The sequence below is a fragment of the Variovorax sp. J31P207 genome, from assembly GCF_030316965.1.
Taxonomy (GTDB): domain Bacteria; phylum Pseudomonadota; class Gammaproteobacteria; order Burkholderiales; family Burkholderiaceae_C; genus Variovorax; species Variovorax ginsengisoli_B.
In genome coordinates, this window is sequence record NZ_JASZYN010000004.1 from 54,837 (window position 1) to 79,912 (window position 25,076).

Here is a 25,076-nt window from a genome sequence, read left to right on the forward strand (position 1 = left end):
ACACCGCCATGACCGCAGAACTGAAGAGCACCAGCGAAGGGGGCACCATGGTGCTGACCCTCTCCAATCCCTCGATGCGCAACGCACTGGGCCCCGAGATGTACGCCGCCGGCGTCGAGGCGCTGAACGGCGCCGAAAGCAGCCAGGAGATCAAGAGCGTCGTGATCGTCGGCGAAGGCAAGTGGTTCTGCGCCGGCGGCTCGCTGCAGCGCCTGTCGGCCAACCGCGAGCGCGAGCCCTCGGTGCAGGCCGAGAGCATCGAGGCCCTGCATGCCTGGATCGACACGATCCGCACCTTCCCGAAGCCGGTCATCGCGGCGGTCGAGGGCGCGGCGGCCGGTGCCGGTTTTTCGCTGGCACTGGCCTGCGACTTCGTGGTGTCGGCGCGCGATGCGGTGTTCGCCGCGTCGTACAGCAACGTCGGCCTATCGCCGGACGGCGGCCTGAGCTGGCACCTGGCGCGGGCGCTGCCGCGCCAGCTGGCGAGCGAATGGCTGATGCAGGGCGAGCGGCTGGAACCGGCGCGCCTGCATGAACTCGGGCTGGTCAACCAGCTGACAGAGAACGGCCAGGCGCTCGCTGCCGCGTTGGCACTGGCCGCCAAGCTCAATGCGCGGGCGCCGAACGTGCTCGCCAGCATCAAGGAGCTGCTCAGCGACGCGCGCGGCGCGACGCTGGTGTCGCAGCTGGCACAGGAACGCGATCACTTCGTGCGCAACCTGCACCATGCCAACGCCGGCATCGGCATCGCCGCCTTCCTCGCCAAGGAAACGCCGCGCTACCAATGAGCGCCGGTCGCTCGCGCGACAACCCCTAGCCTTTCAGTCACCGACAGGACAGTCCATGGACGACCCCATTCTTACCATCGAAGAACGCGAGGCGATCAACAGTGGTCGCTGGTTCTCTTCCCTCTCACCTTCTCTTCGCCACGACATCCTCCGATGTGCTTTCGTCAAACGCTACAAGGACGGCGAGCTGATCGCCGCTCGCGGCGATCCGCCCGAACAGTGGATCGCCTGCGCGAAGGGCGCGGTGCGCGTGAGCTCGACGGCGGTGTCCGGCAAGCAGGTCACGCTGACCTACGTCGAGCCGGGCATCTGGTTCGGCGACGTGGCGATCTTCGACGGCGACCGGCGCACGCACGATGCCTATGCGCACGGCGACTCGACCATCCTGTGCGTGGCGCGGGCCGACTTCCAGAAGATATTGTCGAACCACGTCGAGCTCTACGAAGCGCTGATGCGGCTGCAGGCGCGGCGCATCCGGCAGCTGTTCGGACTGGTCGAGGATCTCAACACCCTGCCCCTGCGGGCGCGGCTGGCCAAGCAGCTGATCCACCTGGTGCGCAGCTACGGGGTGCCCAACCTGGCGGACGGCAGCCAGATGCGCATCGGCCTGCACCTGGCGCAGGAAGAGCTCGCCCAGCTGCTCGGCGCCTCGCGCCAGCGCGTCAACCAGGAACTCAAGGCGATGGAGCGCGAGGAAGCGATCCGCATCGAATCGGGCGGCCTGGTGGTGCTCGACCGCGCCGCACTCATGCGGATCTCCGAAGCCGACGACCAATGAACAAAGAAGAGACATGACCCAGGACTTCGACAACTTCGTCGGCACGCGTGCCGTCTCGCAACAGCATCAGGTCGACATCGGCGCCCTGACCGCCTGGCTCGAAAAGAACCTCGACGGCTTCAAGGGCCCGCTGACGGTCGAGATGTTCAAGGGCGGGCAATCGAACCCGACCTACAAGCTGGTCACGCCGTCGCAAAGCTACGTGATGCGTGCCAAGCCCGGCCCGGTGGCCAAGCTGCTGCCGTCGGCCCATGCGGTCGAGCGCGAGTTCAAGGTCATGAGCGGGCTGGCCGGCACCGACGTGCCGGTGCCGCGGATGTATTGCCTGTGCGAGGACGAGTCCATCATCGGGCGCGCCTTCTACGTGATGGAGTTCATGGCCGGCCGGGTGCTCTGGGACCAGTCGCTGCCCGGCATGGACAACGCGACCCGCTCGGCCATCTACGACGAAATGAACCGGGTCATCGCCGCCCTGCACACGGTGAAGTTCGCCGAGCGCGGACTGGCCGACTACGGCAAGCCCGGCAACTACTTCGAGCGCCAGATCGGCCGCTGGAGCAAGCAGTACGTGGCCTCGGTGACGCAGCCGATCCCCGAGATGGACCGCCTGATGGAATGGCTGCCGGCCCACATTCCGGCCAGCGCCCGCGACGAATCGATGACGTCGATCGTGCACGGCGACTTCCGCCTCGACAACCTGATGTTCCATGCCACCGAGCCGCGCGCCATCGCCGTGCTCGACTGGGAACTGTCGACGCTCGGCCACCCGCTCGCCGACTTCAGCTACCACTGCATGGCCTGGCACATCCCGCACGCGATGTCGCGCGGGGTCGGCGGCCTCGACCTGAAGAGCCTGGGCATTCCGACCGAAAGCGAATACATCCGCCGCTACTGCGACCGCACCGGGCTCACGACGCCCGAGGCGCTGGCGCCGGACTGGAACTTCTACCTCGCCTACAACATGTTCCGCATTGCCGCGATCCTGCAAGGGATCGCCAAGCGGGTCGAGGCCGGTACCGCATCGAGCGAACAGGCCGTGGCCTCGGGCCGCGGCGCGCGGCCGATGGCCGAGATGGCCTGGCAGTTCGCCAAGAAAGCATGACCGGCGCGGCAGCGGCCGCCTGAACGATTACCCACCTGGAGACGACATGGACTTCGAATACTCGGCCAAGACCAAAGAGCTGCAAGAGCGCGTGAGCGCTTTCATGGATGCGCACATCTATCCCGCCGAGGCCGCGTACTCGGCCGAGCTGGCCGCCAACACCGCGGCCGGCAAGCGCTGGAGCGCGCTCGAAACCGTCGAGAAGGTCAAGGCCAAGGCCAAGGCCCAGGGTCTCTGGAACCTGTTCCTGCCGGTCGACAGCGCCGCTGCCTCGGGCTACTCCGGCGCCGGCCTGACCAACCAGGAATACGCCCCGCTGGCCGAGATCATGGGCCGGGTGCCATGGGCCAGCGAAGCCTTCAACTGCTCGGCGCCCGACACCGGCAACATGGAGACCATCGCCCGCTACGGCTCCGAGGAAATCAAGGCGCGCTGGCTCAAGCCGCTGCTCGAGGGCGAGATCCGCTCGGCCTTCGCCATGACCGAACCCGACGTGGCGTCCAGCGACGCCACCAACATCTCGACCCGCATCGAGCGCCAGGGCGACGAGTACGTCATCAACGGCCGCAAGTGGTGGATCTCCGGCGCCGCCGACCCGCGCTGCAAGGTCTTCATCACCATGGGCAAGTCGGAACCCGACGCGCCCAAGCATTCGCAGCAGAGCATGGTGATCGTGCCGGCCGACGCCAAGGGCATCAAGATCATCCGTCCGCTCAACGTGATGGGCTATGACGACGCACCGCACGGCCACGTCGAGATGGTGTTCGAGAACGTTCGCGTGCCGGTCGGCAACATCCTGCTCGGCGAAGGCCGCGGCTTCGAGATCGCCCAGGGCCGCCTCGGCCCGGGACGCATCCACCACTGCATGCGCCTCATCGGCCTGGCCGAGCGCGCGCTCGAACTGATGTGCAAGCGCGCCACCTCGCGCGTCGCCTTCGGCAAGACCGTCGCCTCGCAGACCGTGACGCAGGAACGCATCGCCGAGGCGCGCTGCAAGATCGACATGGCGCGCCTGCTGACGCTCAAGGCCGCCTGGCTGATGGACGTCGCCGGCAACAAGGTCGCGAAGACCGAGATCGCGATGATCAAGGTGGTGGCGCCGAACATGGCCTGCCAGGTGATCGACTGGGCCATGCAGGTGCACGGCGGCGGCGGCATGTGCGACGACTTCCCGCTGGCCTACGCCTATGCAGGCGCCCGCACGCTGCGCTTCGCCGACGGCCCGGACGAAGTGCACCGCAACGCGATCGCCAAGTGGGAACTGGGCAAGTACGCGCCGGCCAAGGCGGGCGACGATGCGATGCCCGTGACCCGGTTCTGATCGCTTATTGCCGAATCGAGCCGCCGCGCACCCTCGGGTGCCGGCGGCTTTTTCACAGCTTCTTCTGAAGGAAGAGCGCGCTCCCAAAGGCGGGGTCGAGCTGGTAGCTGCCGAAGCCCTCGCGCTCGTAGGCGCGCAGCGCGCTGCGGTTGCCCGAGAGCACCTCGAGCGTGAGCTTGCAGGCGCCGCGCGCATGGGCTTCCTGCTCGACCCGCTGCAGCATCCGCTGCGTGATGCGCTGGCCGCGATGACTCGCCAGCACCACCACATCATGCACATTGACCAGCGGCCGGCAGGCGAAGGTCGAGAAGCCCTCGATGCAATTGACCAGGCCGACCGGCTGCTCGCCGGCCCAGGCGAGCACGCTGAAGGCCTGCGGCCTGGCCGCCAGCGCCGCGGGCAGCCCGGCGAGCATCTCCGCGGCCAGCGGCGTGCCCCCGCCCGCGGGATCGCGCGCGTAGGCGTCCAGCAGCGACACGACTGCCTGCGCATGCGCAGGATCCCGATAGTCGGCCATGACGATCTCGATCACACCGGTGGCGCTCATGGCACTGCGTCAGGCGAGACTCAGCGTCTCGGCGATGCTGCGCGCGCAGCTTTCGGCCTGCGCCGCATCGCGCGCTTCGACCATCACGCGCAGCAGCGGCTCGGTGCCGCTGGCACGGATCAGCACCCGCCCGCTGTCGCCGAGCTCCCGCTCGACGCGTTCGCTCTCGGCCGCCAGCGCCGCATTCGATTTCCAGTCCTGCCCATCCGCCAGCCGCACATTGATGAGGGTCTGCGGGAACAAGCTCACGCCGGCCAGCAATTCGCCCACGCTCCGGCCGCTGCGCACGCAGGCCTGCAGCACCTGGAGCGCGCTCACGATGCCGTCGCCGGTGGTGTGGCGGTCGAGCGCCAGCAGGTGGCCCGAGCCCTCGCCGCCGAGCAGCCAGTGGCGCTTTTCGAGCTCTTCGAGGACATAGCGGTCGCCGACCTTGGCCCGCACGAATTCGATGCCCTGCCGCTTCAGCGCCACCTCGACCGCCTTGTTGGTCATCAACGTTCCGACCACGCCGGCCGGCTTGTCGCCGCGCGCGATGCGCTCCATAACCATCAGGTAGAGCAGTTCGTCGCCGTTGAAGAGGCGCCCGTCGGCATCCACCAGCTGCAGCCGGTCGGCATCGCCGTCGAGCGCGATGCCGTAGTGCGCGCCCTGCGCTCGCACGGCATCGATCAGGGCCTGCGGATGGGTGGCACCGAAACCCTTGTTGATGTTGAGGCCGTCGGGCGCGCAGCCGATGCTGATGACGTCCGCACCGAGTTCGTGGAAGACCTGCGGCGCCACCTGGTAGGCGGCCCCGTGCGCGGCATCGACCACCAGCTTCATCCCGCGCAAGGTCAGGTCGTTGGCGAAGGTGCTCTTGCAGAATTCGGTGTAGCGGCCCGGTGCATCGTTGAGGCGGCGCGCCTTGCCGAGCTGGGCCGAATCCGCCCACACCGGCGCTTCTTCGAGCGCCGCCTCGACCGCCAGCTCCCATTCGTCGCTGAGCTTGGTCCCCTGGGCGCTGAAGAACTTGATGCCGTTGTCGGGAAAGGCGTTGTGGCTGGCGCTGATCACTACGCCCAGGCTGGCGCGCTGGGCACGCGTCAGGTAGGCCACGCCGGGCGTCGGCAGCGGGCCGAGCAGGACGACGTCAACACCGGCCGAATTGAAGCCGGATTCGAGCGCGGATTCGAGCATGTAGCCCGAGATGCGGGTGTCCTTGCCGATCAGCACGGTCGGCCGCGACTCGGTCTTCTTGAGCACCCGGCCGACCGCATGGGCGAGCCGCAACACGAAGTCCGGGGTGATCGGAGGCTGGCCGACCGTGCCGCGGATGCCGTCGGTGCCGAAGTATTGTCTTGTCATGGGTTCGTTTCCTGTTCTTGTTGTTGCTCGGCCATCGCCCGCCACACGGCGAGTGCCGCCACGGTCTCGCGCACATCATGCACGCGCACGATCGCCGCACCGCGATCGACCGCCAGCACAGCCGCGGCCACGCTGGGGACCATGCGCTCGCCGGCCTCCGCGATGCCGGTGACGCTGCCGATCGAGGACTTGCGCGACCAGCCGGCCAGCAGCGGCCAGCCCGCCGCGAGCAGCTCGCGATGGCGCGCCAGCAGCGAGAAATTCTGCGCCACGGTCTTGCCGAAGCCGATGCCCGGATCGAGCACGATGCGCGACGCCCCGACCCCCAGCGCCTCGAGTCGCTGCGCCTCACGTTCGAGGAAGGAGCGTACCGCGGGCAACACGTCGCCCACCATCGGCGCGGTCTGCATGGTCTGCGGATCCAGATGCATGTGCATCAGGCAGATTCCGCATGACGGATGGCCCGCCACAGCCTCGCGGGCGCCCGGGCGCCGCAGCGCCCAGATGTCGTTCACGATGTCGGCGCCCAGGTCCAGCACGGCGCGCATCACCTCGGGCTTGTAGGTGTCGACGGAGACCGGCACCTGCAGCTTCACGGCCTCTCGCACCACCGGGAGCACCCGCGCGAGTTCGATCTCCAGCGGCACCGCCGGGCTGCCCGGACGGGTGGACTCGCCACCGATGTCGAGGATGTCCGCGCCCTCCTCGATCAGCTGGACGCAATGCCGCAGCGCGGCTTCGCTCGATGCGTGCGCGCCGCCATCGGAAAACGAGTCGGGCGTGACGTTGACGATGCCCATGACCTGGGGACGCGCCAGGTCGATGGCGAAGCGCGTCGTGCGCCAGACCGTCGTCATGCGCGCCCGGACCCAAAGAAAAACGGGGCCCGAGGCCCCGTGATCTGCCAGAGCGTCATGCTCAGGCGGCGGTCGGTGCCGGGTCGGGATTGACCGCCGGCGTGCCGCCGCTGCCGCCGCCGCTGTTCGACGGCGGGATGCGCGGCGTCCAGTCCTTGGGCGGGCGCGGCGCGCGGCCGGCCATGATGTCGTCGAGCTGCTCGGTGTCGATGGTTTCCCATTCGAGCAGGGCCTTGGCCATGGCGTGCATCTTGTCGCTGTTCTCCTCGATCAGGCGGCGCGCCAGGGCGTACTGCTCGTCGATGATGCGGCGAACCTCGGCGTCGACCTTCTGCATGGTCGACTCGCTCATGTTGGTGGTCTTGGTGACCGAGCGGCCCAGGAACACTTCGCCCTCGTTCTCGGCGTAGACCATCGGGCCCAGCGATTCGGTCATGCCGTAGCGCATCACCATGTCGCGGGCGATCTGGGTCGCGCGCTCGAAGTCGTTGCTAGCGCCGGTGGTCATCTGGTGCATGAACACTTCTTCGGCGATGCGGCCGCCGAACAGCATGCTGATCTGGTTCAGCATGTACTCGCGGTCGTAGCTGTAGCGGTCCTGCGCCGGCAGGCTCATGGTCACGCCGAGCGCGCGTCCGCGCGGGATGATCGTGACCTTGTGGACCGGGTCGCACTTGGGCAGCAGCTTGCCGATCAGCGCGTGGCCGGACTCGTGGTAGGCCGTGTTGCGGCGCTCTTCCTCGGGCATCACCATGCTCTTGCGCTCGGGGCCCATGAAGATCTTGTCCTTGGCCTTCTCGAAGTCCTGCATCTCGACCACGCGCGCATTGCGGCGGGCGGCCATCAGTGCGGCCTCGTTGCACAGGTTGGCCAAATCGGCGCCCGACATGCCGGGCGTGCCGCGCGCGATGATGCTCGGGTTGACGTCCTGGCCCAGCGGAACCTTGCGCATGTGGACGTTGAGGATCTGCTCGCGGCCGCGGATGTCCGGCAGCGTGACATAGACCTGGCGGTCGAAACGGCCCGGACGCAGCAAGGCGGCATCGAGGATGTCGGGACGGTTGGTCGCGGCCACCACGATCACGCCGAGGTTGGTCTCGAAGCCGTCCATCTCGACCAGCATCTGGTTCAGGGTCTGTTCGCGTTCGTCGTTGCCGCCACCCAGGCCGGCACCGCGCTGGCGGCCGACGGCGTCGATTTCGTCGATGAAGATGATGCAGGGCGCGTTCTTCTTGGCGTTCTCGAACATGTCGCGCACGCGGGCCGCGCCCACGCCGACGAACATCTCGACGAAGTCGGAACCCGAGATCGAGAAGAACGGCACCTTGGCCTCGCCGGCGATGCTCTTGGCCAGCAGGGTCTTGCCGGTGCCCGGAGGGCCGACCAGCAGCAGGCCGCGCGGAATGCGGCCGCCGAGCTTCTGGAAGCGGGCCGGGTCCTTCAGGAAGTCGACCACTTCCTTGACTTCTTCCTTGGCCTCGTCGCAGCCCGCGACGTCGGCGAAAGTGACCTGGTTGGTGTTCTCGTCGAGCATGCGGGCCTTGCTCTTGCCGAAGCTGAAGGCGCCGCCCTTGCCGCCGCCCTGCATCTGTCGCATGAAGTAGACCCAGACGCCGATCAGCAGCAGCATCGGGCCCCAGCTGACCAGCAGGGTCATGAGCAGCGAGCCCTCTTCGCGCGGCTTGACGTCGAACTTGACGTTGTTGGCGATCAGGTCGCCGACCAGGCCGCGGTCGAGGTAGGTGGCGGTGGTACGGATCTTCCGGTCGTCATTGGTGATGGCGACGATCTCGCTGCCTCCCTGGCCTTCCTGGATGGTGGCGCTCTTGATGCGGTTGCCGCGAACTTCCTCGAGGAAGTCGCTGTAGCCGATGTTGCCTGCGCCGGCTGCGCCGCGGGTGTCGAACTGCTTGAACACAGTGAACAGCACCATCGCGATGACGAGCCAAACGGCAACTTTGGAAAACCACTGATTGTTCAAACGAAACTCCAGTCGGGGGCGCGCAAAAAATTAGGGAACGGAAAAAGCGCACTGTCTGCGGCAATTGGTGCCCATTTTAGGCTTTTCAACCTGCGAAAACCCGTAAATTCCCTAGAGCAGCCATAGGGCACAAGCGGTTTTTGGCACGTATCAATTGGTATCCGGCCGCTTGAGCCCGATGCCGACCATGAAGGTTTCCGAGGATTTGTCCCGCGAAGCCTTGGGTTTCATGGGTTTCACGGTCCGGAAGTTGTCCTTGAACAGGCGGGTCAGCTCGGCGTAGCCGCTGCCGTGGAACAGCTTGGCGACCAGCGCGCCCTCGGGTTTCATGTGCTGGCGGGCGAACTCTATGGCCAGCTCGATCAGGTGGGCGATGCGGGCGGTGTCGGCCGAGGCGATGCCCGACAGGTTGGGCGCCATGTCGGACACCACCACGTCGGCCAGCCGGCCGTCCATGGCGATCGCCAGCCGGGCCAGCACCTCGTCCTCCCGGAAGTCGCCCTGCAGGAAGGTCACGCCCTCGATCGGCTCCATGGGCAGGATGTCGAGCGCGATGATGGTGCCGGCCAGCTCGCCCGAGGCCGCGCCCGCAGGCGACATCCGGCGCCGGACGTACTGGCTCCAGGCGCCCGGCGTCGAGCCCAGGTCGACCACCAGCTGGCCGGGCTTGATCAGGCCCAGCGTCTCGTCGATCTCCTTGAGCTTGTACGCGGCGCGGGCCCGGTAGCCCTCCCGGTTGGCCAGTTTCACGTAGGGATCGTTGAGGTGATCGTGCAGCCAGGCCTTGTTCAGCTTCTTCGTTTTCGGTTTGGGATTCATTGACACTCGATAATACGGGGATGCCCGCCATTCAACTTACCCCTGCGCAGCGCAAGGTGCACCGCTCCGAAGCGCACCATCTGGACCCGATCGTCATGATCGGCGGCGACGGGCTCACCCCCGCCGTCCTGAAGGAAGCCGACGCCGCGCTCAAGGCCCATGGCCTGATCAAGGTGCGCGTCTTCTCCGACGACCGCGCGGCGCGCGAAGCCATGCTCCAGACCATGTCCGACCAGCTGGACGCCGCGCCGATCCAGCACATCGGCAAGCTGCTGGTGCTGTGGCGGCCGATTCCCGAGAAGGAACGCACGATCGACGAAGACCGGATGCCCGGCCCGCGCGACGTCAAGATCATCAAATACAGCAAGCGCGCCGGCCAGCGCCCCGAGATCAAGACCCTGCGGGTGCTCGGCAACCAGCGCCTGACCCCCGGCGGCACGATCAAGCGCGCCAAGGCCAAGCGGCCGCTGTCGGCCAAGAAGCGGAACCAGGCAGACTGAGGATGCCGAGCGAGACTGCGGGCAAGCCCCCGCGCCAACGGCACGTCCTGTGCATGAAATGGGGCACCAAGTACGGGCCCGACTACGTCAACCGCCTCTATGCGATGGTGCGGCGCCACCTGACTGGCGACTTCAGCTTCGTCTGCCTGACCGACGATGCCAAGGGCATCCGCAGCGAGGTGCAGTGCTTTCCAATCCCGCCGCTCGACCTCGAACTGGCACCGGGCCAGCCCGACCGGGCCTGGAAGAAGCTGACCACCTTCGAGGCCGACCTGTACGGGCTGCGCGGCACCGCCCTGTTCGTCGACCTCGACGTCGTCGTGGTCGGCAGCCTGGATGCCTTCTTCGAGCAGCCGGGCGAGTTCCTGATCATCCACGACTACGAGCGCCCCTGGCGGCGCCGGCGCATCACCGGGAACTCCTCGGTGTACCGCTTCGAGCTGGGTGCCCATCCCGACGTGCTGGCGAACTTCCGCCAGAACATGGATGCGGTGCAGGCCGAATACCGCAACGAGCAGGCCTACCTGTCGGACTACATGCACCGCCAGGGCAAGCTCGCCTACTGGCCCGAAGCCTGGTGCCCGAGCTTCAAGTACCACGGGATCCCGACCTGGCCGACCAACTACTGGCGCGAACCCTTCGTGCCCGAAGGCGCCCGGATCATGGTCTTCCACGGCGAATGCAATCCGCCCGACGCGCTGGCCGGACGGCGAAACCGGCGCTTCCGGTTCATCCGGCCGGCGCGCTGGATCACCAGCTTCTGGAAGGCCTGATCAGGCCGCCTTGCGCCCCATGCGCCAGAGCACGACTGCTGCGCAGAGCCATTGACCCAGGTACATGGCGCTGCCCAGCGTGTGCCAGAGCCTGAGGTTCTCGCGCGCCAGGATGTGCGGGGCGACCGCGTACTGCTGCAGCAAGGCCAGCAGCAAGCCGGTGACCACCCACCCGGTGATGGTCCGGGCGGCGGCATCCATCCGTTCGCCGGCCTGGGCCCGGAAGTGCACCAGCAGCACCAGCCCGCAGGCCAGCGCGACCCAGGTCTGGGCCGCGAACAGCTGGCCCGCCATGTTGCCGGCCACGGCCGGACTGCCGAGGCGGGCGAACAGCATCGGCACCACCAGGAAGCCGATGGTCGAGAGGCTGCCCCACCAGAAGGCGGCGACCAGCAGGGCGATGCGGTCTTTCATGCGCGGGCGGCCGACGCCGCTCAGAGGTAGCTGACGGCGACGATCTCGTAGCGCTTGATGCCGCCAGGGGCCTGCACCTCGGCGGTGTCGCCCTCTTCCTTGCCGATCAGCGCCCGCGCGATCGGGCTGGAGACGTTGATCAGCCCGAGCTTGAGGTCGGCCTCGTCCTCGCCGACGATCTGGTATTTGACGGCTTCACCGGTCTTTTCTTCCTCGAGTTCGACCGTAGAGCCGAAGACCACCTTGCCACCCGCGTCGAGTTCGCTCGGGTCGATGATCTGCGCCGCCGACAGCTTGCCCTCGATGTCCTGGATGCGCCCCTCGATGAAGCCCTGCCGGTCCTTGGCGACCTCGTACTCGGCGTTTTCGCTCAGGTCGCCCTGTGCACGGGCCTCGGCGATGGCATTGATGACCCACGGGCGGTCGACGGTCTTCAGACGCTGGAGTTCTTCGCGCAGTTTCTGTGCGCCCAGCTTGGTGATCGGGATGGTGGCCATTTCGTTGCTCCAGAAAGCGAAACCGCCGAACGCTGCCGTTCGGCGGTCGATGGGAGAAAAAAAGTTCAGACGAGCGTGCGTCCGGTCAGCCGGCTCAGGATCGCGAGCGGGCTGGAATCAGGATTGTATTGCCTTGCGGCGGGCAGATGCAGGGTCTGCTCGAGCATGTACTGGCCCGACATCACGGCATGCGAGGTCTGGTCCGAAAAACAGACCCACACCGACCCGGCCGGGAACGGCACGGTCTGCTGCTCGCACTTTTCCTGGTAGTCGAGGTCGGACTTCATGCCGTCGTGCAACTGCAGCATCAGGTGGTCGTACTCGCTGCGCAGCGACTTGGTCACGCGCAGCGCGCGCAGCAGCTTTGCCTGCCAGCGCGAATAGGGCTTGGCACGGGGCAGGAAGCGCGCGGCGACCGCCTCGAACGGCTCGCCGACCCGCCAGACCCGGGGCGCCCCCTGCGGATTGACGTTGGTGAAGACGCGCAGGATGCGCTCGCCGTAGTTGGGGCGCGACGGAAACGAATCCACGTGCAGGCGGCGGTCGTCGGCGCGCCACGACTGGACGCGCGTCTCGACCTGCGCCGGCCGGTAGCTGGTCGGCGCCAGGCGCAGGGCGGGCACGTAGTGCGGCAGCAGGCCGTGTATCAAGGCCTGCGCCTGGGTCCGGAAGCGCCCGACCATGGCGGCCACCGCCTGTTGCCGCGCCTCGTCGCCGGCCACGCCCTTGATCCGGCCGTTGGCGTCCAGGCTGATGTTGCGCACGTCGGGCGACAGCACGGCGGGCGACAGCAGCGCCTGCTCTTCGGGCCGCAACTGGAAGCCGAGCTGTGGAAAGTACAGCACCTTGCCGGCCTCGAGCGCCGCGATCCACGCCTCGTTCGGCGTGGCCGCGTCCCAGTCGCTCAGCGCGAGCTCGACGAGTTGGTTCTCCATGCAAAAGTCTCCTTCGACCTTATTCTGCGGCCATCCCGCCGACAAGACCTTGCGCTCGATCAGGCCAGCTGCGCGTGCATTTCCTGGATCGAGATGACACCCAGCTCGTCCATGTGCTGCATCCCTTCGACCGCCGCCTCGGCGCCGAAGATCGTGGTGAAGGTGGTCACGCGGGCCAGCAGCGCCGACGTGCGGATCTGGCGCGAATCGGCGATCGCGTTGCGGCGCTCTTCGACCGTGTTGATGACCAGCGCAATCTCGTTGTTCTTGATCATGTCGACGATGTGCGGGCGGCCTTCGGTCACCTTGTTGACCACCGCGCAGGCGATGCCCGCGGCGTTGATCGCCGCCGCCGTGCCCTTGGTCGCGATCAGCTCGAAGCCCAGCTTGGCCAGGCCGCGTGCGACCTCGACGGCACGTGCCTTGTCGTTGTTCTTGACCGACACGAACACCTTGCCCGATTTCGGCAGGATGGTGCCGGCGCCGATCTGCGACTTCACGAAGGCCTCGCCGAAGGTCTTGCCCACGCCCATCACTTCGCCGGTGGACTTCATCTCGGGGCCGAGGATGGTGTCGACACCCGGGAACTTGACGAACGGGAACACGGCCTCCTTGACGCTGAAGTACGGCGGCGTGACTTCCTTGGTGACGCCCTGCGACTTCAGCGACTGGCCGGCCATGCAGCGCGCCGCGACCTTGGCCAGCTGGATGCCGGTCGCCTTGCTCACGTAGGGCACGGTGCGCGAAGCGCGCGGATTGACCTCGAGGACGTAGATCACGTCCTGGCCGTCCTTTTCCTGGATCGCGAACTGGACGTTCATGAGCCCGACCACGTTCAGGGCCTTGGCCATCGCGGCGCTCTGGCGCTTGAGCTCGGCCACGGTCTCGGCCTTCAGGCTGTAGGGCGGCAGCGAGCAGGCGGAATCGCCCGAGTGGACGCCGGCCTGCTCGATGTGCTCCATCACGCCGCCGATCAGGGTCGTGCCTTCGGCATCGCGCAGGCAGTCGACGTCGCATTCGACCGCGTCGTTGAGGAAGCGGTCGAGCAGCACCGGCGAATCGTTGCTGACCTTGACCGCCTCGCGCATGTAGCGCTCGAGGTCGCGCTGCTCGTGGACGATCTCCATCGCCCGGCCGCCGAGCACGTAGCTCGGGCGCACCACCAGCGGATAGCCCAGCGCCGCGGCCTTCTCGAGCGCTTCCGGTTCGGTGCGCGCGGTGGCGTTCGGCGGCTGGCGCAGGCCGAGCTCGTGCAGCAGCTTCTGGAAGCGCTCGCGGTCTTCGGCGGCGTCGATCATGTCGGGGCTGGTGCCGATGATCGGCACGCCGTTGGCTTCCAGGTCGAGCGCGAGCTTGAGCGGGGTCTGGCCGCCGTACTGCACGATCACGCCGGTCGGCTTTTCCTTGTCGACGATCTCCAGTACGTCTTCGAGCGTCAGCGGCTCGAAGTAGAGCCGGTCGCTGGTGTCGTAGTCGGTCGAGACGGTCTCGGGATTGCAGTTGACCATGATGGTCTCGTAGCCGTCCTCGCGCATCGCCAGCGCCGCATGCACGCAGCAGTAGTCGAATTCGATGCCCTGGCCGATGCGGTTCGGGCCGCCGCCGAGCACCATGATCTTCTTCTTGTCGGTCGGCGCGGCCTCGCACTCGTCCTCGTAGGTCGAGTACATGTAGGCGGTGTTGGTCGCGAACTCGGCCGCGCAGGTGTCGACCCGCTTGTAGACCGGGCGCACGCCGAGCGCGCGGCGCTTCTCGCGGACCGCGGTGTCGGTGGTCTTCAGCTGGCGCGCCAGGCGGCGGTCGGAGAAGCCCTTCTTCTTGAGCGCGAGCAGGGTCGCCTTGTCGATATCGCCCAGCGACTTGGTTTCGAGTTCGAGCTCGATCTTCACGATCTCCTCGATCTGCACCAGGAACCAGGGGTCGATCTTGGTGAGCGCGAACACCTCGTCGACGCTCAGGCCCATCGCGAAGGCATCGCCGACGTACCAGATGCGGTCGGGGCCGGGCTCGCCGAGCTCCTTCTCGAGCACTTCGCGGTCTTGCGTCTTCTCGTTCAGGCCGTCGACGCCGACCTCGAGGCCGCGCAGGGCCTTCTGGAACGACTCCTGGAAGGTGCGGCCCATCGCCATCACCTCGCCGACCGACTTCATCTGGGTCGTCAGGCGCGAATCGGCCTGCGGGAATTTCTCGAAGGCGAAGCGCGGGATCTTGGTGACCACGTAGTCGATGCTGGGCTCGAAGCTGGCCGGCGTGGCGCCGCCGGTGATCTCGTTGCGCAGCTCGTCGAGCGTGTAGCCGACGGCCAGCTTGGCCGCGACCTTGGCGATCGGGAAGCCGGTGGCCTTGGAGGCCAGCGCGGACGAACGCGAGACGCGCGGGTTCATCTCGATGACGACCATCCGGCCGTCCTTCGGGTTGATCGAGAACTGCACGTTCGAGCCGCCGGTGTCGACGCCGATCTCGCGCAGCACCGCCAGCGAGGCGTTGCGGAGAATCTGGTATTCCTTGTCGGACAGGGTCTGGGCCGGCGCCACCGTGATCGAGTCGCCGGTGTGCACGCCCATCGGGTCGAGATTCTCGATCGAGCAGACGATGATGCAGTTGTCGGCCTTGTCGCGCACGACCTCCATCTCGTACTCTTTCCAGCCGAGCAGCGACTCTTCGATCAGCAGCTCGTTGGTGGGCGAGGCTTCCAGGCCGCGCTTGCAGATGATCTCGAACTCTTCGGGGTTGTAGGCGATGCCGCCGCCGGTGCCGCCGAGCGTGAAGCTGGGGCGGATCACGGTCGGGAAGCCGACGCTCTTCTGGACGGCCCAGGCCTCGTCCATCGAATGCGCGATGCCCGAACGGGCCGAACCGAGACCGATCTTGGTCATCGCGTCCTTGAATTTCAGCCGGTCCTCGGCCTTGTCGATGGCCTCGGGCGTGGCGCCGATCAGCTCGACCTTGTACTTGTCGAGCACGCCGTTGCGCCACAGGTCGAGCGCGCAGTTGAGCGCGGTCTGGCCGCCCATGGTCGGCAGGATCGCGTCGGGACGCTCCTTGGCGATGATCTTCTCGACCGTCTGCCAGCTGATCGGCTCGATGTAGATGACGTCGGCCGTGGCCGGGTCGGTCATGATCGTCGCCGGGTTGCTGTTGATCAGGATGACCTTGTAGCCCTCCTCGCGCAGCGCCTTGCAGGCCTGCACGCCGGAGTAGTCGAATTCGCAGGCCTGGCCGATGATGATCGGGCCGGCGCCGATGATGAGGATGCTCTTCAGGTCTGTGCGCTTAGGCATTCTTCTGTCCTTCTTTGTGACTTTGCATGAGTGCCGTGAAGCGGTCGAACAGGTAGCCGATGTCATGCGGGCCGGGCGAGGCCTCGGGGTGGCCCTGGAAGCAGAAGGCCGGGCGGTCGGTGCGCGCCAGGCCCTGCAGCGTGTTGTCGAACAGGCTGATGTGGGTCGGGCGCAGGTTGGCCGGCAGGGTCTTCTCGTCGACCGCGAAGCCGTGGTTCTGGCTGGTGATGCTGACGCGGCCGTTGTCCAGGTCCTTCACGGGATGGTTGGCGCCATGGTGGCCGAACTTCATCTTGAAGGTCTTGGCACCCGAGGCCAGCGCCATGATCTGGTGGCCCAGGCAGATGCCGAAGGTCGGGATGCCGGTCTCGATCAGTTCCTTGACCGCCGAGATCGCGTAGTCACAGGGCTCCGGGTCGCCCGGGCCGTTGGCCAGGAAGATGCCGTCGGGGCGCAGCTTGAGCACGTCGGCCGCGGGTGTCTGGGCCGGCACCACGGTGATGCGCGCGCCGCGCTGGGCGATCATGCGCAAGATGTTCTTCTTGACGCCGTAGTCGAAGGCCACGACGTGGAACTTGGGCGTGATCTGCACGCCGTAGCCCGAGCCCAGCTTCCACTCGGTCTGGGTCCACTCGTAGGTTTCCTTGACCGACACCACTTTGGCGAGGTCCAAGCCGGCCATGCTCGGCGCGGCCTTGGCGGCGGCCACGGCCTTGTCGATCAGGGCCTGCGTGACCTTCTCGCCTTCGGCGAGGCCCAGGATGCAGCCGTTCTGGGCCCCGTTCGTGCGCAGGTGGCGGGTCAGCTTGCGGGTGTCGATGTCGGCGATCGCGACCGTCTTGCCGCGCACCAGGTAGTCGCTCAGCGTCGCGGTCTTGCGGAAGTTGGACGCGACCAGCGGCAGGTCCTTGATGATCAGGCCGGCGGCATGGATCTTGTCGGACTCGATGTCTTCCTCGTTGACGCCGTAGTTGCCGATGTGCGGATACGTGAGGGTCACGATCTGCTGGCAATAGCTCGGGTCGGTCAGGATTTCCTGGTAACCGGTCATGGCGGTGTTGAACACCACTTCGCCGGTCGTGGCGCCGGTGGCGCCGATCGAGTTGCCGAGAAAGACCGTGCCGTCTGCAAGCGCCAGGATGGCGGGCGGGAATTTTCCCTTGAGAGACAAAAGCACTGGGATCTCCGGATGGATGACGCCCAAAGCGAACCCAAGAAAGACTTTGGGCTGCGACCTTCGTCGAGGAGTTGGCTTGCGTGCGCTGTGGGCGGGGTGTGAGCGGGAAAGCCCTTGATTATAGCCGGCCCGCGGCCCTGGAATCTGCTGCGGCAGCACTTGCATACAAGCAGATCGCCGCCGCCGCGGCGACGTTGAGCGACTCTTCGCCACCCGGCTGGGCGATGCGGACATGGCGCGCCGCCCGCGCCTCCAGGGCAGCCGACACGCCCTGCCCTTCATGCCCCATCAGCCAGGCGCAGGGAAATGGCAGTTCGGCCCGGTGCAGCCAGTCGCCGCGGTGCGAGCTGGTGGCGATCATCGGCACTTCGAGCGCATCGAGGACCTCGATCTCGACCCCTTCGATCAGCCGCAGGCCGAAATGCGCCCCCATGCCGGCGCGCAGCACCTTGGGCGCCCACAGCGCCGCCGTGCCCTTGAGCGCGATGACCTGCGCAAAGCCGAAGGCGGCGGCGCTGCGCAGGATCGAGCCCACGTTGCCGGCATCCTGCAGCCGATCGAGCACCACGGTGGGCGACCTCGGCGCGACCGCGGGCCGGTCCGGCAGGTCGAGCACGAAACCCATCGGCGCCGGCGATTCGAGCCCGCTGACGCCCGCCAGCAAGGCATCGGCCAGCACCACCGTCTTCGGCGCGGCGCCGGCCCATTCGTGGCGCGCCGCGGGCCAGAGCGATTCGGCGAACACGGCCACCGCCGGCCGCACGCCGCGCTCGCGGGCCGCCCGGCACAGGTGGTCGCCTTCGAGCCAGATCCGGCCGGCCTTGCGGTAGGCGCCGGGGTCGTGCGCCAGCTTGCGCAATTCCTTGAGCAGCGGGTTGTCCTTCGACGTGACGTGGCTGACCTCGTCGACGCTCATCGAAGGTCTCCACCAAAACTGGCCATATCCTCGGCCGGTGCGGAGACGCGCGCCAGCGCCGCGGCGACCGGGCTGAACGACTTGCGGTGGTGGACGCAGGCGCCGTGGCGCAGCAGCGCCTCGAGGTGCTCCGGCGTTCCGTAGCCCTTGTGGCCGGCAAAGCCGTAGTGCGGAAATTCGGCGTGCAGTTCCTCGCACAGCCGGTCGCGGTGCACCTTGGCCAGGATCGAGGCAGCCGAGATCGCCTTGACCCGGGCGTCACCCTTGACGATGGCTTCGGCCAGCACGTTCAGCGTCGGCAGCCGGTTGCCGTCGACCAGCACCTTGACCGGCTTCAGCCGCAGCCCCTCGACCGCGCGCCGCATCGCCAGCATCGTGGCCTGCAGGATGTTGTGGGTGTCGATCTCCTCGACGCTGGCCTGCGCCACCGAGCAGCACAGCGCCTTGGCCAGGATCTGGTCGTGCAGGCGCTCGCGCTGCCGGGCGGTCAGCGTCTTGGAATCGGCCAGGCCACGGATCGGCCGCAGGTCGTCGAGGATGACGGCCGCCGCCACCACCGGCCCGGCCAGCGGGCCACGGCCGGCCTCGTCGACCCCGGCCATGAGGCCGGGACCGTCCCAGACCAGCGTCGCCTGCTCAGCCTGCAAGAACTTTCTGGATCGCATCGGCGCACAGTGTGGGCGTATCGCGCAGCAATTCGGCATGCATCGCGCAAAAACGTTGTTGCAAGGCGTGAACCTTGTCCGGTGAAGCCAGCCAGGCCAGCGTCGCCTCGGCCAGCGCCTGCGGCGTGGCGGCGTCCTGGAGAATTTCGGGCACCACGAACTCGCCGCTGAGGATGTTGGGAAGGCCGACCCACGGCTGCAGCTGCTTGCGCTGCATCACCAGCCGCCAGGTCAGCGAGTTCACGCGGTAGGAGATCACCATGGGGCGCTTGAACAGCGCCGCCTCGAGGGTCGCCGTGCCGCTGGCGATCAGCGTGACGTCGCACGCCGCCAGCGCGGCGTGGGACTGGCGGTCGAGCAGGGTCACGCGGCCGGCCAGCTCGCTGGCGCCCAGGATCTGCTCCATCTCCGGGCGCAGGTTCGGCAACACCGGGCAGATGAAGCGCAGCCCGGGCCGCGCTGTCAGCATGAGGGCGGCGGCGGCGAAGAACATGGGCGCCAGCTGGCGCACTTCCGAGCGCCGGCTGCCGGGCAGGATGGCGACCACTTCGGCGTCCGGGTCGAGCCCGAGCGCCTTGCGCGCGGCCTCGCGATCGGGCGTCATCGGGATCACCTTGGCCAGCGGATGGCCCACGTAGGTGGCGGCAATCCCGTGCTGCTCGAGCAAGGCCGGCTCGAACGGGAAGATGCACAGCACGTGGTCGGCGGCCGCGCGCAGCTTGACGACCCGCTCCGGCCGCCAGGCCCAGATCGAGGGACAGACGAAATGCGCGGTCTTGATGCCGCGCTCGCGCAGGCCGGCTTCGAGATCGAGGTTGAAATCGGGCGCGTCGACACCGATGAAGATCTCGGGCCGCTCGCGCAGCAGCCGGGCCCGCAACTGGCGCCGGATGCCGGCGATCTCGGCGTAGTGCCGCAGCACCTCGACATAGCCGCTGACGGCGAGCTTCTCCTGCGGCCACCAGCTTTCGAAACCGCGCGAGAGCATCTGGGGTCCCCCGATGCCGACGGCCTTCATCGCGGGCCAGCGCGCCTGCAGGCCATCGAGCATCAGGCCCGCCAGCAGGTCGCCCGAAGCCTCGCCGGCGACCAGCGAAAACTGCCGCTGCGTTTCAGGCATGCGACAACTCAGCGCGCGATGCCGCGGGTGGCGCCGGCGAGAAATTCGCTCATCACCGCGACGTCGGGCGCCGATTCGGGCGTTTCGGCGGCCAGCGCCTCGATCGCGATGCGTGCCTCGTCCAGCGTCTTGCCCTGCCGGTACAACAGGCGGTGCATCTGCTTGACCGCCGCGATCCGGGCGGGCGAGAACTCCCGGCGGCGCAAGCCGACCACGTTGAACCCGCGCACGGCGAGCGGATTGCCGTCCACCAGCATGAAGGGCGGCACGTCCTGCGAGACCGCGCTGGCAAAACCGAGCATCGCATGGGCACCGACCGACACGAACTGGTGGATACCGGTCAGCCCGCCCACCGTCACCCAGTCGGCCAAGTGCACGTGGCCGGCCAAGGTCGTGTTGTTCGCGAGCGTGGTGTGGTCATCGACGCGGCAGTCGTGCGCGATGTGCGTGTAGGCCATGATCCAGTTGTCGTTGCCCACCCGCGTGACGCCGCCTGCCCCCGGCACGCCGATATTGAAGGTGCAGAACTCGCGGATCACGTTGCGATCGCCGATGACCAGTCGCGTGGGTTCGCCGGCGTATTTCTTGTCTTGCGGCACCGCGCCCAGCGATGCGAACTGGAAGATCCGGTTGTCGCGGCCGATGGTGGTCCTGCCCTCGATCACGCAGTGCGCGCCGATCGTGGTGCCGGCGCCGACCCGTACGTGCGGGCCGATCACGGCGTAGGGACCGACGCTGACCGTCGGGTCGAGTTCGGCCTGCGGGTCGACGATCGCCGTCGAATGAATCAGGGTCATGCCGGCAGGATCAGTTGATCTGGCGCATCGCGCACATCAGTGTCGCTTCGCAGGCCAGTTCGGCACCGACCAGCGCGCGCCCCTTGAACTTGGAGATGCCGGCCTTCATGCGCTCGATCTCGACCTCCAGCGTGAGCTGGTCGCCGGGCTCGACCGGCCGCTTGAAACGGGCGCCGTCGATGGCGGCGAAGTAGTAGACCGTGTTGTCGTCGGGCACGATGTCCAGCGAATGGAAGGACAGCAGCGCCGCCGCCTGTGCCATGGCCTCGAGCATCAGCACGCCTGGCATCACCGGGCGATGCGGGAAGTGGCCGTTGAAGAAGGGCTCGTTCATGGTCACGTTCTTGAGTGCCGTGATGCGCTTGCCCTTTTCCATCTCGAGCACGCGGTCCACCAGGAGGAACGGGTATCGGTGAGGCAGCAGCTTGAGAATTTGATGGATATCGAGCGTCGTCATGATTTCTTGTCCTGCATCGTCATTTTTTCCAGCGCCTTGAGGCGCTCCCGCAGACTGTGCAGTTGCTTGAGCGTGGCAGCGTTTTTCTCCCAGGTCGCATTGTCGTCGATGGGAAACACGCCGGTGTAGTGGCCGGGCTTGTGGATGGAGCGCGTCACCAGCGAGTTCGACGAGATGTTCACGTGGTCGGCGATCGTCAGGTGCCCGAGCACGCCGGCCCGGCCGCCCAACGTGCAGTGGGCGCCGATGGTGGCGCTGCCCGCCACCGCGGCGCAGCCGGCCATCGCGGTGTGCTTGCCGATGCGCACGTTGTGGCCGATCTGGATCAGGTTGTCGAGCTTGACACCGTCCTCGATCACGGTGTCCCCGAGGGCGCCGCGATCGATGCAGGTGTTGGCGCCGATCTCGACGTCGTCGCCGATGCGCACTGCGCCCAGTTGCTCGATCTTGACCCAGGCCCCTTCATGGGGCGCGAGTCCGAAGCCGTCGGCGCCGATCACCACGCCCGGATGCAGCAGGCAGCGGGCGCCGATGACGCAGTCCTCGCTCACGGTGACACCGGACTTGAGCACCGTGTCGGCCCCGATGCGGGCCCCGCGCTCGACCACGCACAGCGCGCCGATCCGGGCGCTGGGGTCGATGACGGCTTCGGGGTCGATCACCGCACTGGGGTGGATGCGCTGGGCCTCGGGCCTGGCATGGGCCTTCTTCCAGAGCTGGGTCAGGCGGGCGAAATAGAGATAGGGATCGGGCGTCTCGATGAAGGCGCCGCGCGCGGCGGCGGCTTCGCGCATCGCCGGGGCCACGATCACGCAGGCGGCCCGGGAGGCTGCGAGTTCCTTCTGGTACTTGGGATGGCTCAGGAAGGCGATCGCATCGCCCTCGGCCGTCGCCAGCGGCGACAGGCGCTCGATCGACAGCCCGGGGTCGCCCTGGAGATCGCCTCCGAGGGCCTCAACGATTGCGCCTAGCCGCAGTGCCACGCCGTTTTCGCGGCGCTACTTGCCGCCGGCCGGGGTCGACCCATTGGCCGACGTGTTGGTGGGCGTGTTGCTCGAGGCGTTGAGCGCCTTGATCACCTTTTCGGTGATGTCGTGCTTGGGGTTGATGTAGATCGCCTCCTGGAGGATGGCGTCGTACTTCTCGGCCTCGGCCACCTGCTTGACCACACGGTTGGCGCGCTCGTAGACCTGCTGCAACTCTTCGTTCTTGCGTGCGTTCAGATCTTCCTGGAATTCGCGACGGCGACGCTGGAAGTCGCGGTCCTGGTCGACCAGCTGCCGCTGGCGGGTCACGCGCTGGCTCTCGGACAAGGTCGAAGCCTCGCGCTCGAACTGCTCGGAAGCCGCCTTCAATGCCGCGCCCTGCGCCGTCAGATCCTTTTCGCGCTTGAGGAACTCGGCCTCGAGCTTGGCCTGGGCGGCTTTCGCCGGCTGCGCCTCGCGCAGCACCCGGTCAGGATTGACGAATCCGATGCGGAAGGTTTCCTGCGCATGGGCAGCCGGCAGCCCCGCCGCCATGAAGACAGGAACAAGCAGCGCACCGGCGGCACGAAGCAGTGGAGTCATTAGAAGGTCGTTCCGATCTGGAATTGCAGGCGTTGAATTCTATCCTCCGGGATCTGCTGGGCGACATCCCCCTTCTCGTAGACGACCGGGAAGGCATAGGCGATGCGCAGCGGCCCGAGCGGCGAAATCCAGCTGATGCCCAGGCCCACCGACGCCCGGATCTTGTTGATCGAATCCCATTGGGCGTTGGTCGACCAGGGGGTGCGGTCGCCGAACACGTTACCGGCATCCATGAAGCCGTACAGGCGCAGGGTGCGGTCGTTGCCGGCGCCCGGGAACGGCGTGCTCAGTTCGGCGTTGAAGATCGCCTTCTTGATGCCACCCAGCGCCGCGCCTACGGTCTGGCCGAATAACGGGATGTCGCGCGGGCCGAGCGAGTTCTGCTCGAAGCCGCGCACCGAACCCAGGCCGCCGGCGTAGTAGTTCTTGAAGATCGGGAACTGCTGGCCGCTGAAGGCGCCGGCGTAGCCGAAGTCTCCGTTGATCGCGAAGGTGTACTGCTTGTTCAGCGGGAAGTACTGCTGGTACTTGTAGCCGGCCTTGTAGTACTTCATGTCCGAGCCGACGCCGACCTCGAGGTTGGCGCTCTGCAGCACGCCGGTGGTCGGGACCAGCGCGCTGTCGCGATTGTCGCGGGCCCAGCCGATGGACAACGGGACCCCCGAGACCGTGGGGTTGCCACAATAGATCACGCCCAGCTGGCCGTTCGGCGCGATGCAGCCGAAGTACTGCTGGTACGAAAAGGGCACGTAGCCGGCGAACGAGGTGCCCGGGTCGAAGCGGTAGCGCTCCACGCCGGCGCCGAAGAACACCGTGTCGCGTTCGCTGAACGGCACGCCGAAGCGGATGTTCCCGCCCTCGGTGGTCAGCCTGTAGTTGCCGTCGATGTTGCCGTAGTAAGGCTGCGTGGTCGCGGTGTAGAGGCTGATGGTGCGCGAGATCCCTTCCTTGGTGAAGTAGGGATCGGTCGTCACCAGGGACAGCGTGCGGTTGTACTTGCTGGTGTTGATCTGAACACCGAGATAGTTGCCCGAGCCGAACACGTTTTCCTGCGAGATGCCGAAGGTCAGGCTGATCTTGTCGGCACTCGAGAAACCGGCGCCCAGCTGCAGCGAGCCGGTCGGCTTCTCGATCACGTTGACCGTCAGGTCGACCTGGTCGGGCACGCCCGGAACTTCCTGGGTGTCGACCGTGACTTCGGTGAAGTAGCCGAGCCGGTCGACCCGGTCGCGCGACAGCTTGATCTTGTCGCCGTCGTACCAGGAGGCCTCGTACTGGCGGAACTCGCGCCGGATCACTTCGTCGCGGGTGCGGTTGTTGCCGCCCACGGCCACGCGGCGCACGTAGACCCGGCGCTCGGGCTCGGCCTTGAGCGTCAGCGCCACCCGGTTGGTGGTGCGGTCGATCTCGGGCGTGGCCTGCACGCGGGCGAAGGCATAGCCGAAAGAGCCGAAGTAGTCGGAGAAGGCCTTCGTGGTCTGGGCGACCTGCTCGGCGTTGTACGGCTCGCCGGGCTTGATCGTGACCAGGGTCTTGAACTCTTCGTCGCGGCCGAGGTAGTTGCCGTCGAGCTTCACGCCGGAGACCACGAACTTCTCGCCTTCGCTGATGTTGACCGTGACCGAGAGGTCTTGCCGGTCGGGCGAGATCGCGACCTGCGTCGAGTCGATGCGGAACTCGAGGTAGCCGCGCGACAGGTAGTACGAACGCAGCGTCTCGAGGTCGGCATTGAGCTTGGCGCGCGAATACTGGTTCGACTTGGTGTACCAGCTGAGCCAGCCGCCGCTGTCCTGGTCGAACAGGCTCAGCAGGGTCGATTCGCTGAAGTCCTTGTTGCCGGCGATGTGCACTTCGCGGATGCGCGCGGGCTCGCCTTCTGTCACGGTGAAGGTCAGGTTGACGCGGTTGCGCTCGATCGGCGTGACCGTGGTCACGACCTGGGCGTTGTAGAGGCTGCGGCTCACGTATTGGCGCTTGAGCTCCTGCTCGGCCCGGTCGGCCAGCGCCTTGTCGTAGGGGCGGCCGTCGGCCAGGCCGACTTCGCGCAGGGCCTTTTGCAGGTTCGCCTTGTCGAATTCCTTGGTGCCGACGAAGTCGACGTCGGCGATGGTCGGCCGCTCCTCGACGATCACCACCAGCACGTTGCCGTTGATGTCGATGCGCACGTCCTTGAACAGGCCGAGGTCGAACAGCGCCCGGATCGCGGCCGAGCCGCGGTCGTCGTTGTAGATATCGCCCACGCGCAAGGGCATCGAGGCGAAGATGGTTCCCGGCTCGACGCGCTGCAGGCCTTCGACCCGAATGTCGCGCACGGTGAAAGGCTCGACCGCCCAGGCTGCCGTGGCCGCCAGGGCGCTGGCCACTACCGCGGCAACGCTGCGCAGGCGAAAGCGACTGATTGTTGTGTTCATCTGTGAATTGCGCCAGGGCCGGAAAGGG

The 25,076-nt window shown here is 67.1% G+C and carries 24 protein-coding genes; 6 read left to right on the forward strand and 18 right to left on the reverse strand.

Features of this window, described 5'->3' with window-relative positions; translation table 11 throughout:
- Window positions 1-8: 8 nt before the first annotated feature.
- From QTI68_RS14855 to QTI68_RS14870, 4 genes are read left to right on the forward strand one after another with little or no spacing between them, the layout of a single operon-like run.
- Window positions 9-788 carry an oxepin-CoA hydrolase, alternative type gene (locus tag QTI68_RS14855; RefSeq protein ID WP_286522335.1) on the forward strand — a complete coding sequence of 260 codons (780 nt, stop codon included), beginning with the start codon at window positions 9-11 and terminating at the stop codon, window positions 786-788.
- 55 nt (window positions 789-843) lie between these two features.
- Window positions 844-1,566, forward strand: coding sequence for a Crp/Fnr family transcriptional regulator (locus QTI68_RS14860; protein ID WP_286367633.1), 723 nt, complete (start codon window positions 844-846; stop codon window positions 1,564-1,566).
- A 13-nt stretch (window positions 1,567-1,579) separates the two neighbouring features.
- Entirely contained in the window at window positions 1,580-2,668 is a 1,089-nt protein-coding gene (locus QTI68_RS14865) for a phosphotransferase (protein ID WP_286522336.1), read from the forward strand.
- A 46-nt stretch (window positions 2,669-2,714) separates the two neighbouring features.
- Window positions 2,715-3,989: an acyl-CoA dehydrogenase family protein gene (locus tag QTI68_RS14870; RefSeq protein ID WP_286522337.1), complete on the forward strand. Its 1,275-nt coding sequence runs from the start codon at window positions 2,715-2,717 to the stop codon at window positions 3,987-3,989.
- Window positions 3,990-4,041: 52 nt separating this feature from the next.
- Here the strand turns inward: QTI68_RS14870 and QTI68_RS14875 are convergent, their stop codons facing one another.
- The 5 genes from QTI68_RS14875 to QTI68_RS14895 all read right to left on the reverse strand — a co-directional run bounded on the left by QTI68_RS14875 (window position 4,042) and on the right by QTI68_RS14895 (window position 9,537).
- Entirely contained in the window at window positions 4,042-4,536 is a 495-nt protein-coding gene (locus tag QTI68_RS14875) for a GNAT family N-acetyltransferase (RefSeq protein ID WP_286522338.1), read from the reverse strand.
- A 9-nt stretch (window positions 4,537-4,545) separates the two neighbouring features.
- Window positions 4,546-5,880 (reverse strand): phosphoglucosamine mutase, encoded by a 1,335-nt coding sequence (glmM, locus tag QTI68_RS14880; RefSeq protein WP_286522339.1) that lies wholly within the window; start codon window positions 5,878-5,880, stop codon window positions 4,546-4,548.
- Entirely contained in the window at window positions 5,877-6,737 is an 861-nt protein-coding gene (gene folP, locus QTI68_RS14885) for a dihydropteroate synthase (protein ID WP_286522340.1), read from the reverse strand. Before folP ends, glmM begins: the two co-directional genes overlap by 4 nt.
- 61 nt (window positions 6,738-6,798) lie before the next feature.
- Entirely contained in the window at window positions 6,799-8,718 is a 1,920-nt protein-coding gene (gene ftsH / locus QTI68_RS14890; RefSeq protein ID WP_286522341.1) for an ATP-dependent zinc metalloprotease FtsH, read from the reverse strand.
- A 150-nt stretch (window positions 8,719-8,868) separates the two neighbouring features.
- Window positions 8,869-9,537 carry an RlmE family RNA methyltransferase gene (locus QTI68_RS14895; protein WP_286522342.1) on the reverse strand — a complete coding sequence of 223 codons (669 nt, stop codon included), beginning with the start codon at window positions 9,535-9,537 and terminating at the stop codon, window positions 8,869-8,871.
- 20 nt (window positions 9,538-9,557) lie between these two features.
- On the opposite strand from QTI68_RS14895, the gene QTI68_RS14900 reads away from it, so the two are divergent.
- Window positions 9,558-10,037, forward strand: a complete 480-nt coding sequence (locus tag QTI68_RS14900; protein ID WP_286522343.1) for a YhbY family RNA-binding protein — start codon at window positions 9,558-9,560, stop codon at window positions 10,035-10,037.
- Window positions 10,038-10,039: 2 nt separating this feature from the next.
- On the forward strand, window positions 10,040-10,810 hold the full coding sequence (locus tag QTI68_RS14905; RefSeq protein ID WP_286522344.1) for a glycosyltransferase: 771 nt from the start codon (window positions 10,040-10,042) through the stop codon (window positions 10,808-10,810).
- Here QTI68_RS14905 and QTI68_RS14910 read toward each other — a convergent pair whose 3' ends face one another.
- From QTI68_RS14910 to bamA, 13 genes are all read right to left on the reverse strand, one after another.
- On the reverse strand, window positions 10,811-11,224 hold the full coding sequence (locus QTI68_RS14910; protein WP_286522345.1) for a DUF4149 domain-containing protein: 414 nt from the start codon (window positions 11,222-11,224) through the stop codon (window positions 10,811-10,813).
- Between the two features lie 20 nt (window positions 11,225-11,244).
- Entirely contained in the window at window positions 11,245-11,721 is a 477-nt protein-coding gene (greA, locus tag QTI68_RS14915; RefSeq protein WP_286522346.1) for a transcription elongation factor GreA, read from the reverse strand.
- 65 nt (window positions 11,722-11,786) lie between these two features.
- Entirely contained in the window at window positions 11,787-12,656 is an 870-nt protein-coding gene (gene kdoO, locus QTI68_RS14920; RefSeq protein ID WP_286522347.1) for a Kdo hydroxylase KdoO, read from the reverse strand.
- A gap of 59 nt (window positions 12,657-12,715) precedes the next feature.
- The gene (carB, locus tag QTI68_RS14925; protein ID WP_286522348.1) at window positions 12,716-15,937 is read right to left on the reverse strand and encodes a carbamoyl-phosphate synthase large subunit; all 3,222 of its coding nucleotides are present in this window, start codon (window positions 15,935-15,937) and stop codon (window positions 12,716-12,718) included.
- The gene (gene carA, locus QTI68_RS14930) at window positions 15,930-17,114 is read right to left on the reverse strand and encodes a glutamine-hydrolyzing carbamoyl-phosphate synthase small subunit (protein ID WP_286522349.1); all 1,185 of its coding nucleotides are present in this window, start codon (window positions 17,112-17,114) and stop codon (window positions 15,930-15,932) included. Before carA ends, carB begins: the two co-directional genes overlap by 8 nt.
- A gap of 118 nt (window positions 17,115-17,232) precedes the next feature.
- Entirely contained in the window at window positions 17,233-18,030 is a 798-nt protein-coding gene (locus QTI68_RS14935) for a TrmH family RNA methyltransferase (protein WP_286522350.1), read from the reverse strand.
- A complete protein-coding gene (gene rnhB, locus QTI68_RS14940) occupies window positions 18,027-18,695 on the reverse strand; it encodes a ribonuclease HII (RefSeq protein ID WP_286522351.1) in 669 nt (222 codons plus the stop codon). Before rnhB ends, QTI68_RS14935 begins: the two co-directional genes overlap by 4 nt.
- Window positions 18,667-19,815, reverse strand: a complete 1,149-nt coding sequence (gene lpxB, locus QTI68_RS14945) for a lipid-A-disaccharide synthase (protein ID WP_286522352.1) — start codon at window positions 19,813-19,815, stop codon at window positions 18,667-18,669. The genes rnhB and lpxB overlap by 29 nt, the downstream gene beginning before the upstream one ends.
- A gap of 8 nt (window positions 19,816-19,823) precedes the next feature.
- A complete protein-coding gene (gene lpxA / locus QTI68_RS14950; RefSeq protein ID WP_286522353.1) occupies window positions 19,824-20,612 on the reverse strand; it encodes an acyl-ACP--UDP-N-acetylglucosamine O-acyltransferase in 789 nt (262 codons plus the stop codon).
- Between the two features lie 10 nt (window positions 20,613-20,622).
- Window positions 20,623-21,069 (reverse strand): 3-hydroxyacyl-ACP dehydratase FabZ, encoded by a 447-nt coding sequence (fabZ, locus tag QTI68_RS14955; protein ID WP_286522354.1) that lies wholly within the window; start codon window positions 21,067-21,069, stop codon window positions 20,623-20,625.
- The gene (gene lpxD / locus QTI68_RS14960) at window positions 21,066-22,052 is read right to left on the reverse strand and encodes a UDP-3-O-(3-hydroxymyristoyl)glucosamine N-acyltransferase (RefSeq protein ID WP_286522355.1); all 987 of its coding nucleotides are present in this window, start codon (window positions 22,050-22,052) and stop codon (window positions 21,066-21,068) included. The genes fabZ and lpxD overlap by 4 nt, the downstream gene beginning before the upstream one ends.
- Before the next feature lie 15 nt (window positions 22,053-22,067).
- The gene (locus QTI68_RS14965) at window positions 22,068-22,637 is read right to left on the reverse strand and encodes an OmpH/Skp family outer membrane protein (RefSeq protein ID WP_286522356.1); all 570 of its coding nucleotides are present in this window, start codon (window positions 22,635-22,637) and stop codon (window positions 22,068-22,070) included.
- Entirely contained in the window at window positions 22,637-25,048 is a 2,412-nt protein-coding gene (gene bamA, locus QTI68_RS14970; RefSeq protein WP_286522357.1) for an outer membrane protein assembly factor BamA, read from the reverse strand. Before bamA ends, QTI68_RS14965 begins: the two co-directional genes overlap by 1 nt.
- Window positions 25,049-25,076: the final 28 nt, after the last annotated feature.